This is a genomic window from Maritalea mobilis, assembly GCF_004363175.1.
In the GTDB taxonomy this organism is placed as follows: domain Bacteria; phylum Pseudomonadota; class Alphaproteobacteria; order Rhizobiales; family Devosiaceae; genus Maritalea; species Maritalea mobilis.
The window spans coordinates 817,948-834,683 of sequence record NZ_SNYR01000001.1 but is presented as its reverse complement, the minus strand read 5'-3'; the positions used below and the strand labels follow the sequence as shown (position 1 = coordinate 834,683).

Genomic DNA, 16,736 nt, shown 5'->3' with positions numbered 1-16,736 from the left:
TGAGTGTGGGTTTCGGTTGATAAAGGCTTTTAACTATGGGTATTGCAAACCTTCAAAATGGCGTTGCAAAAACATTGATGCGCGCAGCGTTGGTTGGCGTTTTGGCGACAACTCTTGCTGGCTGTGGGGGCATGAGCCTTTTCGGTAAACCCAAAATCACCGAAGAAGAAATCATTCCAGCGGAAACGCTTTATGATGAAGGCATTGATTTTGTGGAGCGTGATCGCTTCAAATCTGCTTTGACGACTTTTGAGAAGCTTGAGCGTCAGCATCCATATTCTGAGTTCACCGAACGCTCGCGGATGATGACCACATTTATTCACTTCCGGCTGGGTGATTATGACCGCACAATTTTGGCTGCGGATCGTTTCTTGGCGCTTTATCCTTCGTCGTCAGAAGCGCCTTATGCGATGTATCTGAAAGGTGCGTCTCAATATAACCAGATTAAAGATTTGACCCGTGATCAGCAAACTGCGCAGGATGCGATTGCGACGTTCCAGTCTATCATCAACAATTATCCGGACAGCCGTTACGCCAAAGATGCGAAAGAGCGTATCTTGATCGCTCAAGACCAGTTGGCCGGCAAGGAAATGTCTGTTGGTCGTTATTATCTTGGCAATAAGCAATATACTGGTGCGATCAACCGTTTCCGGACCGTTGTGGAAGATCATCAGACCTCAACACATGTGGAAGAAGCTCTGCTGCGCTTGACCGAAGCCTATATGGCGTTAGGACTGGTGCAAGAGGCGCAAACCGCTGCTGCTGTTCTGGGACATAACTATCCCTCTAGCGAATGGTATCAGGATGCGTATAAACTGCTGCAAAAGCAGGGTTTGGCCCCTGAGGTGAATGAGGGTAGCTGGTTGGCAGGGTCGCTGAACGGCTAATCCATATCTGCCTTTGCGGCCTAAATATGGGTTAATTGGGCATGCTATCAGCCATTTCGATACAAAATATTGTTCTGATCGATCAGCTTGATTTGCCATTAGAGGGCGGTATGACCGCCCTTACTGGTGAAACGGGCGCTGGTAAATCCATTCTTCTTGATTCGCTTTCTTTGGCCCTTGGCGGGCGTGGAGATAATGGTTTGGTCCGCAAAGGCACTGAGCGCGGCCAAGTTGTGGCCAGTGTTGAATTGCCATTGGACCACCCCGTGATGGAAATGCTCAAAGAAAATGAGCTGATGAGCGATGGTGAAATTATTTTGCGCCGCGTTCAATATGGTGACGGTCGCACCCGTGGCTTTGTGAATGATCAACCGATTTCTGCCAAGCTGATGCAAAAGATTGGGCAATTGCTGATTGAAATTCATGGTCAGCATGACGATCGGGCCTTGGTCGATCCAACCACCCACAGACATTTGCTAGACGCATTCGGTGGGCACCGGAAGCTGCTTGAGGCTACACATGCTACCTATAAAGCGCTAACAGCGGCTCAGGATGCCTTAAACCGCCAGGAAGCGGCGGTGGAGAAGGCGCGGGCGGACGAAGATTATGCACGCCACGTTGTGGCTGAGCTTGAAGAGTTGAACACGGAGAAGGGCGAGGAGGAAGAGCTCGCAGTTCAGCGTCAACGATTGATGGAGCTTGAAAAGGCGGCCGACGAAGTGCGCGATGCGGATGAAGTGATCAACGGGCCATCTGCACCATCGACAGCATTGGCCGGATTGATGCGGCAATTGATGCGCAAGGGCGATGGTGAGCACAATCTTTTCGCCGGTGTTATTGAGAATATTGATGCAGCATTGGTGTCGCTTGATCGCACATCTGAAGCGCTTGAAGATATTAAGCGTCAAATGGAGTTTGATCCGCTTGAACTTGAACGGGCTGAAGAACGTTTGTTTGCGTTGCGTGCGGCGGCGCGTAAGCACCAATGCACCGTTGATGAGCTGCCCGATGTTTTGTCTAAATTTCAAAAAGCCATTCAGGATTTAGAACGCGGCGACGAAGATTTGACCCAGCTGCGTGAGGCGCTTGCGAAGGCCGAAGCGGATTATCGTGGTGCAGCCATTGCGTTAAGCGAAGCGCGCACCGCTACGGCGCAAGATTTGATTATAGCGGTTGAGGCTGAGCTGCCGGATTTGAAGTTGGGGCAAGCGCGGTTTTTGGTGGATCAGAAGGTGGATGAAAGCCGGGTTAGCGCAAATGGCTTCGATATTGTCGAGTTTCATGTGCAGACCAACCCAGGGACCAATCCCGGGCCGATGATGAAAGTTGCATCTGGTGGTGAACTCTCACGCTTCTTGCTCGCTCTGAAGGTCGTGTTGGCGGATAAGGGCTCGGCGCCAGTTTTGATTTTCGATGAAATTGACACAGGCGTTGGTGGTGCGGTGGCAGATGCCATTGGCAAGCGCTTGGCGCGACTTTCCGAAAAGGTACAGGTTTTGTGCGTGACCCATGCGCCGCAGGTGGCGGCGCGGGCCAGCCAGCATTTGCTGATTGAAAAGCAGGTGGTGGACGAGGGCAGCCTGACCCGTACTCATGTGCGGCCTTTGGATGAAGCGGCACGCCGCGAAGAAATTGCCCGTATGTTGGCGGGGTCAGAAATTACAGATGAGGCCCGCGCTGCGGCCAATAGATTGCGTGATGAGGTGGTGGCGTGAGCGACAAAAAGCCCGTTGAGGAGCTAACCCGGCAAGAAGCCATGGAAGAGTTGGCGCATTTGGCGGAAGCCATTGCCTATCATGATGAACGCTATCACCAGCAGGATGCGCCGGAAGTCTCTGATGCAGAATATGATGCGCTGCGCCGCCGCAATGATGAGATTGAGGAACGTTTTCCCAACCTGATACGGCAGGACAGCCCGACCAACCGCGTTGGCTTTCAAGTCGCCGATGGCTTTAAAAAAGTAACCCACCGCGTGCCGATGCTTTCGCTGGGTAATGCATTTTCGGACGAAGATTTGGCCGAATTCGTTGATCGGGCCAAACGCTATTTTGCCCGCGATGCGGGGTTGGAGTTGGGCTTTACGGCGGAGCCAAAAATCGACGGGCTTTCCGCCTCGCTACGCTATGAAAATGGTGTGTTTGTGCAGGGCGCGACGCGGGGCGACGGCACCGAAGGTGAGGACATCACCGAGAATTTGAAAACTATCGCTGACATTCCCAATAAGCTTGAAGGCGACGATGTGCCGGATGTGTTTGAGGTGCGTGGCGAAGTTTATATGTCTCACGCTGAGTTTGAGCGCTTGAATAAAGAGCTCGAAGCGCAGGGGAAAGACACATACGTCAATCCGCGCAATACAGCCGCTGGCTCACTGCGCCAACTGGATTCTCGGGTCACCGCATCGCGTAATTTGAATTTCTTTGCCTATGCTTGGGGCGATGTGTCCGCCTTGCCCGCAGAAACACAGTTTGATGTGGTGCAAAAACTGGGCGCATGGGGCTTCAAGATCAATCCAATGATGAAGCTGGTGACCAGCGTTGAAGAAATGATTGCGCATCACACCATGATCGGCGAAGAGCGGGCTTTGCTCGGATATGACATTGATGGTGTGGTTTATAAGCTCAATCGCTTGGATTTGCAGCAGCGGTGGGGCTTTGTGGCCCGTGCGCCGCGCTGGGCCATTGCGTTTAAGTTTCCGGCAGAAAAAGCGGTGACGCGCCTCAATGATATTGAAATTCAGGTGGGTCGCACGGGGGCACTTACGCCGGTGGCGAAGTTGGAGCCGGTGACTGTAGGCGGCGTGGTCGTGTCCAATGCCACCTTGCACAATGAAGATGAGATTGAGCGCAAGGGCGTTTTGATCGGCGATATGGTGACCATTCAGCGGGCGGGAGACGTGATCCCGCAAGTGCTGGGGCCTGTGCTCGATCATCGCCCGGATGATGCGCATAAGTTTGAAATGCCGGAAACCTGTCCGGTTTGTGGATCGCCTGCGGTACGTGAAGTGAACGAAAAGACAGGCAAGCTCGACGCGGTGCGGCGCTGCACGGGTGGTCTGATCTGTTCGGCACAGGCGGTGGAGCATCTCAAGCACTTTGTGTCGCGCAATGCGATGGATATTGATGGGCTTGGGGCCAAGCAGGTTGCTGCCTTTTTTGAAGAAGGCCGAGTAAAAACCCCAGCTGATATTTTTACGCTGCAGGAACGCGACGAAGCGGCGTTGCAAAAGCTGAAAGATCAGGAAGGCTGGGGCAGCACCTCAGTGCGTAAGCTCTTCGAAGCCATCGACGAGACACGCACGCCAGAGTTGGATCGGTTTATCTTCGCGTTGGGCATTCGCCATGTGGGCGAAACCACAGCGGCCATGTTTGCCCGCAATTTTGGCAATTTTGTAGATTTTGAAAAAGCAGCACGCGACGCTGCCGCTGGCGACCACGCCGCGCGGGAAAGTTTTATTGCCATCGATGGCATTGGCGAAACCGTGGTGAATTCACTGGTTGATTTCTTCGCCAATGAACAGAATGTGCAAGCGCTTGATAAATTGCTCGAACAGGTCAATCCTAAGACTTATGAGGTGGCAAGCGCTGATGAAAGTCCCGTTGCGGGCAAAACGATTGTGTTCACCGGCAGTTTGGAAAAAATGTCCCGTTCAGAAGCCAAGGCGATGGCCGAGCGGTTGGGCGCGAAAGTGTCTGGTTCTGTGTCGGGCAAAACGGATATTCTGGTGGCCGGGCCGGGGGCAGGCTCCAAGCTGAAAAAAGCGCAAGATTTAGGCGTGACCACCATGGATGAAGATGGTTGGTTTGAACTGATTGAAGGGCTCTAGACCATGGCGCGGGCGGCATTGGACTATTTGAACGATCCGAAATATGTCGTGCAAGTGAATCCGCTGCCCGCAGGCACCCATTGGGGACCGGAAGGCGCGCCAATGGTGATTTCGACGCCGCGCGAAATTTATGATTTGATGGCGCGCGTGCCAGAGGGCCAATTTATGCTGGCCGATGATCTGCGCGATTATTTGGCGAAAAAGCATAATGGATTTGTGACCTGTCCGCTCACCACTGGCATTTTTATGAATATTGCCAGCAAAGCCGCCGAAGAGTTGCGTGAGCAAACGGGCGAAGTTGGGATGGCTTGGTGGCGCACTGTCAAAAAAGCTGGCGCGCTGAATGAAAAAGCGCCGGGTGGGCCGGAAAACCAGAAGAAATTGCTTGAGGCTGAAGGCCATAAATTGCTGCCAAAAGGCAAGAAGAATTTCAAATTGGCGGATTTGGAACGCAACCGATTTATCCTGTCATAAAGAATTTTCATTAGACAGAGTGTCAATTTTGTCCAAGACTTGCGGCCTTGATCATTTAGGCTGTGGCTATGGATTTACAATCGCAAGAACACGCAACATCGGTGGATTTATCCCGAGGTGAGCGCGCCAAATTTTGGCGCGAGGCGCGACATTGCGATTTGGAATGCCTCACCGCCACCTTCCGCACTCACCGTTATGCGCCGCACACCCACGATACATTTGTGATTGGGGCCATCGTTTCTGGCCAGCAGCAACATAAGCTGAAGGGCAGTGAATCTATTGGCGGTGCTGGGTCGGTTTTTATGATCAACCCTGAAGAAGTGCATGATGGTCGGCCGCTGGAAGGCGGGTACAGCTATCGCATGCTTTATCCTTCGGTGGAATTGATGCATGAAATCGCGCGGGATTTGCCCGGCGCGGCGCCGAGCGGCAGTTTGTTTTTCCAAGATTTGATGGTGCAAGATACGGCATTGGCCGGGCATCTTGTGCGCTTGCATCAACAGTTGGAACAAAGCCTTGATCCGTTGGAAAAGGATGAAGCGATCTATCTGGCGTTGGGCGAGGTGATTGGTCGCTATGGCAGTTGGCGCAAAGAGCCAATTGTGGGGCGCGCGCCCAAAGCGGTGCGGGATATGTGCGATTATATGCAAGCGCATTTCGATCAAGATGTGGATCTGGATCAATTGTGCGCCTTGTCTGGCATGTCCAAAAGCTATCTGGTTCGGGTTTTCGCCAAACATATGGGGCAAACGCCGCATTCATTTTTGACCGATGTGCGTGTGCGGCAGGCGCGGGCGCAATTGGCGCTGGGCCACGAGCCAGCTGATGTGGCCATAGATTGCGGCTTTTACGATCAAAGCCATCTTAATCGCCACTTTAAAAAACGCATTGGTGTTGCCCCCGGGGCCTACCGCAATATCGCTTAGAATGGATAGATGAATGAGTGAGATCAGTGGCGAAATGCCTCTGCGCGAAAGCGATTATATTGCCGGAATCAAGCATATTGCGCCGCTCTTGGTGGCCATGGTGCCAATCTCATTGGTGTTTGGCGGCTTGGCCGCGCAAAAGGGCCTGAGCCCTTTGGAAGTCGGTTTAATGAGCGCTGTGGTGTTTGCGGGCGGGTCGCAATTTGTGGCCATTGATTTTTGGGCCAGCCCGGTGCCTTGGGCCGCGATCATCTTTTCGGCGTTGCTGGTGAATGTGCGTCATATTTTGATGAGCGCCTCATTGGGTCTCAAAACCCGGCATATGGGGTGGGGCAAGCAGATGATCGCCTATATGTTTTTGGCGGATGAGATTTGGGCCTTGTCTGAACATCGTGGGCGCAAGCAGCATCTCAGCTTTGCGTTCTATATGGGGCTGGTGACGCCATTCTATCTCAATTGGGTATTGATGACGGCCTTCGGCGCGTTGCTGGGCAAAATGTTTGTCGATCTCGATCCGGCGCAATATGGGTTGGATTTTGCCTTTCCGGCGATTTTTATCGGCCTGATTGTGGGGTTCTGGAAAGGTAAGAGCACTGCCATGGTGCTAGCGGCCAGCGGGGCTGCTGCGATCCTCACCAAAACTTATGTGGACGGTGCGTGGTATATCGCGGCAGGCGCGGTGGCCGGCATGTTGGTGGGTGCATTCACAGCTGACCCTGAAGAATATAAGGGAGCGTTGGACCGTGGCTGAAGTGTTTAGCGTTGACCCAATGGTTCTGGCCACCATTCTTGGCATGGGGATCGTGACTTATTTCACCCGTGTGGCGGGTTTGGTGATTGTACGGTTTTTCACCATTGAAGGGCGTGCGCGCGCTGCCTTGGAGGCAGTGCCCGCTGCCGTGTTAATGGCGGTAATCGCACCGACCATCTTGGCCACTGGTCCGGCTGAAAGCTTGGCTGCACTGATTACGCTTTTGGTGGCGTTTCGCCTCCCGCTTTGGGCCGTCGTGGTTGTGGGCGTTATCTCCGTCGTGGCACTGCGGAGCGTATTTGGTCTATTCTAGGATTGATTCTACTCCTTGGGATAAGTCCTTATGAGCAAAGCAAATTTCTATATCGTGATGATGGTGCTGGGCACTGTTTTGCCGTGGCTGTTTTTCGGACCCTATTTTGCCCAAACCGGTTTTGATGTCGGCCAATATTTCCAGAGCCTGTTTATGGCCAACGGGCTTGCTGCTGGGTTCAGCACGGATGTATTGCTGTGCATTGCGCTGTTTTGGGTTTGGTCATTTTGGGATTCGCGAGAGCAAGGCGTTCGAATCTGGTGGCTGATTTTGCCAGCCTGTTCGTTTGTCGGCCTGTCGCTAGGGTTGCCGCTTTATCTCTATTTGCGCGAAACGCAGCTTAATAAAGCCCAATAAGGGCGAGCAATACACCAGTCGCGCCGCCAGCTAACACCAGCATCCATGCTGGCCATTTTAGCTGCCATAGGATTGCAAATCCGATCACGGCAATAGCCCAATCTATTGGTTGAGTAAGGGCTTGTGTCGCAATGGGATTGATAAGCGCTGCGGCGAGCAGGCCGACCACCGCCGCATTGGTGCCGAGCAATGCTTTGCGGGCGATTTGGTTGGTCCGTAGTCCTTGCCAGATCGGCAGGGTGCCATAGGTGAGCAAAAAGCCCGGGACGAAGATTGCTGTGGCGCCAATCAATACACCAAGTAGTGGTGTGTCGCTGGCCATTGCCCCCAAATAGCTGGCAAATGAGAAGATCGGGCCGGGCAGCGCTTGTGTAGCGCCATAGCCGGCCAAAAACAGATTTTGATCCATCAGGTTTGGAACCATTTCAGCTTGCAGCAGCGGCAACACCACATGGCCGCCGCCAAACACTAAGGCCCCAGCACGGTAGAAAATATCGGCCAGTGCGAATGAGGTTTGGTTCGTGCTCGCGGCGAGAAGCGGCAAGGCAATAAGCAAGATGAAAAAGCTGGCGATTGCGATTGCGTGACGTGACGCGAAGCGCGTTTCGACTTTATTGCTTTCTGTCGTAGGCACAGGTGCTTTCAAAATCAGATAGCCGATGATTGCGCCGAGTATGATGGCAAAGATTTGTCCCACAAAGCCAGTGAGCAATACGCAAAGGATCAACGCGCCTACAGCAATCGCTGCCTTGCGTGTGGTGTTGGCGAGGCTTTGGGCCATACCCAGCACCGCGTGGGCGACAATCGCCACGGCGATCAGTTTCAGTCCGCGAATAAGACCTTGTCCCATGTCGCCCTGAAGCACCGGGATAATGGCTGCAAAGCCTAACAGGAGGAGGATAGACGGTAGCGTGAATCCAAGGAATGCTGCAATGCCGCCCATGATGCCACCGCGCTGTATTCCGATGGCGAAGCCGACTTGCGAGCTGGCAGGGCCGGGCAGAAACTGACACAGCGCCACCAAGTCCGCATATTGCGCATCATCTAGCCATTTGCGTTTGCCCACAAATTCAGTGCGGAAATAGCCCAAGTGGGCAACTGGGCCGCCGAAGGAGGTGAGGCCCAGTTTGAGGAAGATGCTGAAAATTTCGAATAAGGCACGCATAGAAAGGTCCGTTGCGGAGAATTATGCGTGCCTTGATATTGGTGTTAAATGGCGCGCGTTGCCTGCTTCAACCATTCTTTCTTGTCATCTTCAAGACGGTCAGCAATCAAGTCATAGCATTGCTGGTGATAATCATTGAGCCATTCAATTTCTTCTGGTGTCATCAGGTCCTTATCGATGAGGCGCAGATCGATTGGCGTGTAGGTGAGGGTTTCAAACTTCAAGAACTTGTCGTTCTTTTCGCTCGGCACGACCATGATCAGATTTTCAATGCGGATGCCATATTCACCTTCAAGGTAGAAGCCTGGCTCGTTTGAGAGAATATTGCCTTCTTCCAGCACATTGTGATTGATGCCGGAGATGCCGCATGGCCCCTCATGCACGCCCAATAGCGCGCCTACGCCGTGACCCGTGCCATGCGCGTAATTCAATCCTTCATTCCAAAGGAATTGGCGTGCTAGAACATCCAAATGTGCGCCAGTTGCGCCTTTGTGGAAATGGACGCGGCTGAGGGCGATCATGCCTTTAAGCACCAATGTGAAATGCTTGCGCTGATCTGGCGTTGTGTCGCCAGTGGTCATGGTGCGGGTGATGTCTGTGGTGCCATTGCGATATTGGCCACCGCTATCTACCAGCATCAGTTCTCCGGGGTTGAGGGTGCGATTTGTGTTTTCGGTGACCCGGTAGTGCACGATCGCGCCATTTGGCCCGGAGCCGGAAATGGTTTCAAAGCTGATGTCGAGCAGCTCGTTGGATTGGCGGCGACAATCTTCCAGCTTCTCCACAATCTCTGTTTCGGTGAGCTTGCCTTTCGGCGCTTCTGCATCCAACCAGGACAGGAAGCGCACCATGGCGACTGCGTCTGAAGTTTGAGCGGCTTTCATGCCCTCTACTTCGGCAGGGTTTTTACGCGCTTTAGCAATCACGATTGGATCTTTGTCGTTGATGATGGTCGCACCAACAGATTTGGCAATATTCACCAACTTGATCGGTGCTGTTGCATCGTCAAACCAAACAGCATCTGTTGTGGTGGAGGTGAGGGCTTCTTCAAGCTCTTCAATGGGTTCCAGCACCGTCACGTCACTCAATTCAGCTTGGATGACTGGATTGATCTTTTCTGGCTGGACAAAGCAGCGGGTGACGCCTTGTTGTGGCACGATGGCAAAGCCAAGGCTGACTGGCGTGTTGGAAATATCGCTGCCGCGAATGTTCAGCAACCAGTTTGTGGATTCGGGCAGGGTCAGCACCAAATAGTCGGCATTTTTTTCTGCCATTTGCTTTTGCAACTCGGTGAGTTTGTCCGCAGCAGATTTGCCGGTTTGGGCATCGTCCAATGTATAAATATCGTTGGTCGGCGGGGCGGGGCGATCTTCCCAGATCGCATCAACCATGTTGCTGACCTCCACCAATTCAATGCCTGCTTTTGCCAGCTTGGCATCAAGTGTTTCGATTTCTTTCGGGGTATGCAGCCAGCCATCATAGCCGACTTTGTTGCCCTTTTTCAGATTGGCGATCAGCCAGTCTGCCGTTGCCGTTGGGGATAGATCAACTATTTCGAAGATATTGGTGTCAGTCTGCTTTGGGGCCTGCAATGTGTAGCGTCCATCCACGACAAGTGCGGCTTTTTCAGTCCCAACAATTGCGGTGCCCGCTGAGCCGGTGAAGCTAGAGATATAGGCCAAGCGCTCATCGCCTGCCGGCACATTCTCACCGCGATGGGCATCGGCGCGCGGCACTAAAAAGGCATCAATATTGTTTGCTTTAAGCTGATCCCGAAGGGCATTTACGCGCGGCGCAACAAGGTCGGGGTTGGTGCGCTCTTCGAACGTTTGAAATCTGTTTGTTTTTGCATTGGCTGACATGGTCACCACTGTCCTTTGATAAAGCGTGCATAGGAGGCTGCTGAAATGGGCGCAGCCATGCTTTTTTTGCATGGCTGTAGTGCGAAAGCAGGGTCTACTAAAATTTTTTTGCTGCGCTACATTGTGTCAACAGATCGCGAGATGCAAGTGGGTGCATCCGATTTGCAAAGGAGAAATACGATGACACATAAAGCAGGTCTTTTCCGTAATATGTTTGACGCGATGGTGGCTGCACGTTCAAAGCAAGCCGAGCGCCAAATCGCACAGTTCCTTAACGCAAACGGTCGCGACTATAAATAATAACTGGGCACAGGCCCAAATAGAGCTAGGTGTTTAAAATGTCTGAGAAAAAAAGCTTTTTCCGTAATATTGTGAGCGCAGTATCCAACACACGTGGTTTTTATGACCACCGCGAAGAGCAGAAGTTTGTGGCGACACAATCTTACCGCAACCTTCTTGGTTCATACGACCACACAAACGGCTTCTAAGAAGCCTAAAAGCCAGCTTAGCTGGCTTTCAGTGTTAGAATAGACCAATCACCCTTCTCGCTCTGCGCGAGGAGGGTTGTTTTTTGTGCGGTATAGGCTGCAATCACATCTTCTGCTTGTCGCGTTAGTAGACCTGCCAAAATGATGGTGGCGCCCGGTTTGGCCTGTTCCACCAATTGCGGTGCCAACTCAATCAGCGGCCCAGCCAAAATATTGGCCATGATCAGATCAAAGGGGCCATGCTCGGCAAAGATGGGGTGATCAAACCCGTCCGCCGTTTCGGCGATGATTTGATCCAACACGCCATTGATCTCAGCATTTTCGATGGTGACTTCAACCGCCTTTGGGTCAATGTCAGTGGCCAGAATATTCAATTCGGTGCGTTTGGCCGCAGCGATGGCCAGAATGCCCGTACCTGTGCCCAAATCCAAAATGGCTGCCGGCTTATTTTCTTGCAAATAGAGATCAAGCGCCGCGAGGCAGCCGGATGTGGTTTCGTGATGTCCAGTGCCAAAGGCTTGGCCTGCATCAATTTTGATCGGGATCACGTTCTGATCGCTTGGCGCATCATCATGTGAGCCATGCACAAAAAAACCGCCAGCCTCAACGGGCTTTAGGCCTTCCAGCGAATGGGCGACCCAATCTTTTTCGGGTACTGGGGCGACTTCAAATTCAACATCATCGCCCAACACCTGCTTGGCCAGCGCGTTGAACTTTTCAATGTCCGGCTTTTCATCACATGTGGCCTCAAACACCCAATGCTCGCCGTCTGGACCTTCATAGGCAACGGCAGAAAGTGCCATATCTTCCAGCTCACTGACCGCATCGACCAGCTTATAGGCTTCTTCTTTGGTTAGGGGCACGCTGATCTGGTTCAGTGACATGGATTAAGGTCTCACGGTTTTTGAATAAAGCTTTCCAGCACTTTCTTGCGGCCAACGGAAGCAAAGTCAATGCTGAGTTTGTTGCCATCGACGGCGGCCACGGTGCCTTCGCCGAATTTAAGGTGCAGCACCTTGTCGCCCACCTTATAGCGAGATGAAGAGGCGGTGTTGGTTGAACGGGCCACCAATTCGCCCTCAATGGTTGGGCCGCGGTCAAAGCTGCGCGATTTATGTTGCCGCTGGGCGCGTTGCCAACCCGGTGTTTCATAAACGCTTTCAAACGGATCGCGCCGATCAAATTTAGTGGCTTGGTCGCGGCCACCATAATTGATGCCGCCATAAGAGGAGCCGGTGTCTTTCACCTCCACCACGTCGGCAGGCAATTCATCGAGGAACCGTGACGGAATAGCCGATTGCCACAGGCCGTGAATACGTCTGTTTTGCGCTAGGCTCAGTTTGGCGCGTTTGCGTGCGCGGGTGATGCCCACATAGGCGAGGCGACGTTCTTCCTCAAGGCCAGATTTTCCGGCTTCATCCAATGCCCGCTGGTGCGGGAACAAGCCTTCTTCCCAACCGGGCAGGAACACGGTGTCGAACTCCAAGCCTTTGGCAGCGTGCAGGGTCATGATGGAAACGGCATCGTCCGCATCGGCGCTGTCTCGATCCATCACCAAGGCGATATGTTCCAAAAAGCCGCCCAGCGTTTCGAACTCTTCCATAGAGCGGATGAGTTCTTTGAGGTTTTCCAGCCGCCCCGGCGCATCGGCAGATTTGTCGTTCTGCCACATCTGGGTGTAGCCGCTTTCATCCAAAATCGCTTCCGCCACTTCAGAATGGGGCAGGGTTTGCAACCGCATGGCCCATTCATCAAATTGGCTCAATAGCCCGCGCAGGGTGGAGCGCTGTTTTGGCTTCAGCTCGTCGGTTTCGATCAGCTCGCGGGTGGCCTGCACCAGCGGCACATTGGCTGCGCGGGCGGCATCATGCAGCAAGCGGATGGTGGCATCGCCCAAACCGCGCTTGGGCACATTGACGATCCGTTCAAACGCTAAATCATCTGCGGGCTGAGTCACAATGCGCAAATAAGCGAGGGCATCGCGGATTTCCTTGCGCTCGTAGAAGCGTGGGCCACCGATGACGCGATAGTTCAAGCCCAGTGTGATGAAGCGATCTTCAAATTCGCGCATTTGGAACGAGGCGCGCACCAAGATTGCCATTGAATTGAGCTTGTGGCCTTGGCGCTGCAACTGTTCAATATCTTCGCCGATATTGCGCGCTTCTTCTTCCGAATCCCATACGGACGTGACTGCGATTGGTTCGCCTTCTTCGCCGACATCGGTTTGCAATGTTTTGCCCAAGCGATCTTCATTGTGGGCAATCAAGTGCGAGGCGGCTTTCAGGATTTTTGAGGTGGAGCGATAATTGCGCTCCAGCCGGATCACTTTTGCGCCGGGAAAGTCTTTTTCGAAGCGCAAAATATTGTCTACTTCGGCGCCACGCCAGCCATAAATAGATTGGTCGTCGTCGCCCACCACGCACACATTGGCGGTGTCGCGGTGTTCATTGGTTTGGGCCAACAGGCGCAACCACAAATATTGCGCTACGTTGGTATCCTGATATTCGTCCACCAGCATATATTTGAAGCGCTGATGATATTCGGCCAGAACGGTGGGGTTCTCTTTAAACAGGCGAATGCCTTCCAGCAGCAAATCGCCAAAGTCTGCTGCGTTCAGCACCTTAAGGCGCGCTTGATATTGCTGATAGATTTTCACCGCTTTGCCATCGGCAAAAACACCCGCATCGGCTTCGGAAAGTTGGCTGGGTTGGAGACCTTTGTTTTTCCACCCGTCGATCACGTGTGCCAGCTGCCGGGCTGGCCAGCGTTTCTCATCCACATTTTCGGCTTGCAGCAATTGCTTGAGCAGGCGGATCTGATCGTCTGTGTCGAGAATAGTGAAATCGGACTTGAGGCCCACCAGCTCGGCATGGCGGCGCAAGATACGGGCGCCGATGGAGTGGAACGTGCCGAGCCAGGGCATGCCTTCAATGGCGCCCCCCACAAATTTGCCAATCCGCTCTTTCATCTCGCGGGCGGCTTTGTTGGTGAAAGTTACGGCCAAAATTTCATGCGCCCGGGCACGGCGCGTGTGCAAGATGTGGGCAATGCGTGTGGTCAACACCCGCGTTTTGCCTGTGCCCGCGCCAGCCAACACCAGCAATGGCCCATCCACAGACACAATGGCATCGTGCTGCTCGGGGTTTAAGCCATCTAAATATTGCGGTGTTCGCGCGCCCAATTGAGAAGTGATCGGGCCAGCGCCTAAACCTTGAGGTTTTGCTGGTCTATCGGTCATTCGGTCCGTTTCGAATCTCTTTTTGTTCTTTATAGGGGAGACATACTTTCTTGTATATGTCGAGAACCAAAAAGCCTTGTGACGCTTGAGCTGTGCAATGTCAAATTTGTGCAACAAATTTGTCACGCGACTGTCGTGGCAACTCCCTAAGCGAAAAGCGGACGACTTAAACGCAAGGGGAGACTTATGTCGCTTTTCAAAACAATCAGCCTAGCTGCGCTTTCAAGTGTGAGCTTCGGGCCCATGGCTGCAATGGCCAGCCCATATTTCGATCGGGTAAACAGCTTTCCAGTGGCGCAAAATGCACCTGAAGCTGAAGAAACATCATCAGAAATCATCGCCGCCAGCGAAGATGGTTCATGGCTTGTCTATTCTGACAGCCCAGCCGGCGGCATTGGCTTTATTGGCCTTGCTGAAGATGGCAGCACCGAAGCCAAAGGCTTTTTGGCGCTGGATGGCGAACCAACCTCCGTCACTGTAATTGGTGAGCATGTTTTTGCTGGTGTGAATACATCTGAGAGCTACACCGCGCCTTCAGGCCATGTGGCTGTGATCAATGCTATGAGCCAGGAAATTGTGGCCACTTGTGATCTTGGCGGCCAGCCAGATTCAATCGCGGCGTCAAAAGACGGGTCGATGCTTGCGGTGGCCATTGAGAATGAGCGTGATGAAGATTTGAATGATGGCGTGCTCCCGCAAGAGCCTGCAGGCTTTGTGTCCTTGTTTAAAGTGGCAGACGGTGTACTGGATTGCGACAGCCAGATCAAAGTGGATTTGACAGGTTTGGCTGAAGTTGGCGGTTCTGACCCTGAGCCTGAATTTGTTGATTTCAACATGGCAGGCGAACTGGTTGTGACCATGCAGGAAAATAACCATCTTGTTGTTCTTGATGGCGCGACTGGCGAGGTGAAAAACCACTTCTCCGCAGGTGCCGTTGATTTGGCCAATGTGGACACGGAAGAAGAACGTGCCTTTACGTTTGACGGCAGCTTGGACGCTGTTGTGCGCGAGCCTGACACTGTGAAATGGTTGGATAATGACCGCTTTGTCACCGCCAATGAAGGCGATTATGAAGGTGGCTCACGCGGCTTCACCATTTGGAATAAAGACGGCTCAATCGTTTGGGATTCAGGCATGAGCGTGGACCATCTGGTGGCACGTTTGGGCCACTACCCAGAAAAACGCTCAGGCAACAAAGGTTCTGAACCGGAAGGTTTGGAAGTGGCTAAGTTTGGCGATGACACATTGATCTTCGTGTTGTTGGAACGTGCTTCTTTGGTGTTGGTTTATAAAGACACTGGCGCTGAGCCTGAGTTTATCCAAGCCTTGCCCTCCGGCATTGGCCCTGAAGGTGCAGTAGCCATTCCATCTAAAAACTTGTTGGCAACGGCCAACGAAGTTGATCTGCGCGAAGATGGTGGCGCAGGTTCGCACGTCATGATTTATGCGCGCAATGCTGAAACACCAGCTTACCCACAAATCATCTCAGAAATGGATGGCGACCGCCCAATAGGTTGGACAGCGCTTTCTGGCCTTGTGGCCGATGCAGAGGTTGCCGGCAAGCTTTATGCCGTGAATGACAGCTTCTTGCGGTCGCAGCCTTCAATCTATGAGATTGATGCAACCCAATCGCCTGCCAAAATTGTGCGTCGTATCGGCGTGACGCGTGATGGCGCACCTGCCCAAAAGCTGGACCTTGAAGGGATCACCCTTGATGGTGATGGTGGTTTCTGGCTTGCCTCTGAAGGCCGTACGGATCGGTTGACACCACATGCGCTTTACCACGTGAACAGCGAAGGTGAGATCAAGGAAGAGATCGCATTCCCAGCTGAATTGTTGGCCGTTGAAAAACGCTTTGGCGCCGAAGGCATAACTGCGGTTGGCGAAGGCGATGAAATGGTGCTTTGGATCGCCATTCAGCGGGAATGGGCTGACGATGCCAAAGGCGAAGTGAAGCTCGTTTCTTACACGCCTGCCACTGGCGAATGGGGTGCCGTGCGTTACCCGTTGGATCAGGGTGAAAAAGGCTGGGTTGGCCTTTCTGAAATCACGGCACATGGCGACATGATTTATGTTGTAGAGCGTGACAATCAGTTGGCTGACAATGCGAAGATCAAGAAGCTTTATGCCATTTCAATGGACCAAATGCAGGCCGCGCCTTTGGGTGGTGAACTGCCCTTGGTTGAGAAAACAGAAGTGCACGATTTCTTGCCTGAGATGAAAGCGTTGAACGGCTTTGTGCTCGACAAGATCGAAAGCTTTGCCATCGACGCGTCAGGCGAAGGGTTCGCGATGACAGACAATGATGGTGTTGACGATCACTCAGGTGAAACCTTGTTCTTCTCCATCGGCAAGATGTAAATTTTACCAAAATTTGCACAGTGGGCCCGGGCGGAAACGCTCGGGCTTTTCTTTGTGGGAAAAGCGGTTAAGTTTGAATCGGTTGGAGAGT

14 protein-coding genes are annotated in these 16,736 nt (G+C 52.9%); 10 read left to right on the top strand and 4 right to left on the bottom strand.

Annotation, left to right across the window (positions count from 1 at the left end):
- The first annotated feature begins 35 nt into the window (after positions 1-35).
- From ATL17_RS03940 to ATL17_RS03905, 8 genes are all read left to right on the top strand, one after another.
- A complete protein-coding gene (locus tag ATL17_RS03940; RefSeq protein ID WP_133571461.1) occupies positions 36-887 on the top strand; it encodes an outer membrane protein assembly factor BamD in 852 nt (283 codons plus the stop codon).
- Between the two features lie 41 nt (positions 888-928).
- Positions 929-2,602: a DNA repair protein RecN gene (gene recN, locus ATL17_RS03935; RefSeq protein ID WP_133571460.1), complete on the top strand. Its 1,674-nt coding sequence runs from the start codon at positions 929-931 to the stop codon at positions 2,600-2,602.
- Between the two features lie 41 nt (positions 2,603-2,643).
- The gene (ligA, locus tag ATL17_RS03930) at positions 2,644-4,710 is read left to right on the top strand and encodes an NAD-dependent DNA ligase LigA (protein ID WP_133572183.1); all 2,067 of its coding nucleotides are present in this window, start codon (positions 2,644-2,646) and stop codon (positions 4,708-4,710) included.
- 3 nt (positions 4,711-4,713) lie between these two features.
- Positions 4,714-5,184, top strand: a complete 471-nt coding sequence (locus tag ATL17_RS03925; protein WP_027834441.1) for an MGMT family protein — start codon at positions 4,714-4,716, stop codon at positions 5,182-5,184.
- A 68-nt stretch (positions 5,185-5,252) separates the two neighbouring features.
- Entirely contained in the window at positions 5,253-6,110 is an 858-nt protein-coding gene (locus ATL17_RS03920; RefSeq protein ID WP_133571459.1) for an AraC family transcriptional regulator, read from the top strand.
- A 13-nt stretch (positions 6,111-6,123) separates the two neighbouring features.
- Positions 6,124-6,861: an AzlC family ABC transporter permease gene (locus tag ATL17_RS03915; RefSeq protein ID WP_205468095.1), complete on the top strand. Its 738-nt coding sequence runs from the start codon at positions 6,124-6,126 to the stop codon at positions 6,859-6,861.
- A gap of 19 nt (positions 6,862-6,880) precedes the next feature.
- A complete protein-coding gene (locus ATL17_RS03910) occupies positions 6,881-7,174 on the top strand; it encodes an AzlD family protein (RefSeq protein WP_133572182.1) in 294 nt (97 codons plus the stop codon).
- Between the two features lie 30 nt (positions 7,175-7,204).
- A complete protein-coding gene (locus ATL17_RS03905; protein WP_133571458.1) occupies positions 7,205-7,531 on the top strand; it encodes a DUF2834 domain-containing protein in 327 nt (108 codons plus the stop codon).
- Here the strand turns inward: ATL17_RS03905 and chrA are convergent.
- Positions 7,515-8,696, bottom strand: coding sequence for a chromate efflux transporter (gene chrA / locus ATL17_RS03900; RefSeq protein ID WP_133571457.1), 1,182 nt, complete (start codon positions 8,694-8,696; stop codon positions 7,515-7,517). The genes ATL17_RS03905 and chrA overlap by 17 nt on opposite strands.
- A 44-nt stretch (positions 8,697-8,740) precedes the next feature.
- A complete protein-coding gene (locus ATL17_RS03895; RefSeq protein WP_133571456.1) occupies positions 8,741-10,558 on the bottom strand; it encodes an aminopeptidase P family protein in 1,818 nt (605 codons plus the stop codon).
- Between the two features lie 338 nt (positions 10,559-10,896).
- Between ATL17_RS03895 and ATL17_RS16865 the strand changes: the two genes are divergently transcribed.
- Positions 10,897-11,046 carry a hypothetical protein gene (locus ATL17_RS16865; RefSeq protein WP_166638881.1) on the top strand — a complete coding sequence of 50 codons (150 nt, stop codon included), beginning with the start codon at positions 10,897-10,899 and terminating at the stop codon, positions 11,044-11,046.
- Positions 11,047-11,063: 17 nt separating this feature from the next.
- Here the strand turns inward: ATL17_RS16865 and ATL17_RS03890 are convergent, their stop codons facing one another.
- Together ATL17_RS03890 and ATL17_RS03885 are read right to left on the bottom strand one after the other, a co-directional pair.
- The gene (locus tag ATL17_RS03890) at positions 11,064-11,930 is read right to left on the bottom strand and encodes a 50S ribosomal protein L11 methyltransferase (protein WP_133571455.1); all 867 of its coding nucleotides are present in this window, start codon (positions 11,928-11,930) and stop codon (positions 11,064-11,066) included.
- Between the two features lie 11 nt (positions 11,931-11,941).
- A complete protein-coding gene (locus ATL17_RS03885) occupies positions 11,942-14,284 on the bottom strand; it encodes an ATP-dependent helicase (protein WP_133571454.1) in 2,343 nt (780 codons plus the stop codon).
- 186 nt (positions 14,285-14,470) lie between these two features.
- On the opposite strand from ATL17_RS03885, the gene ATL17_RS03880 reads away from it, so the two are divergent.
- Positions 14,471-16,645 carry an esterase-like activity of phytase family protein gene (locus ATL17_RS03880; RefSeq protein WP_133571453.1) on the top strand — a complete coding sequence of 725 codons (2,175 nt, stop codon included), beginning with the start codon at positions 14,471-14,473 and terminating at the stop codon, positions 16,643-16,645.
- Positions 16,646-16,736 lie beyond the last annotated feature (91 nt).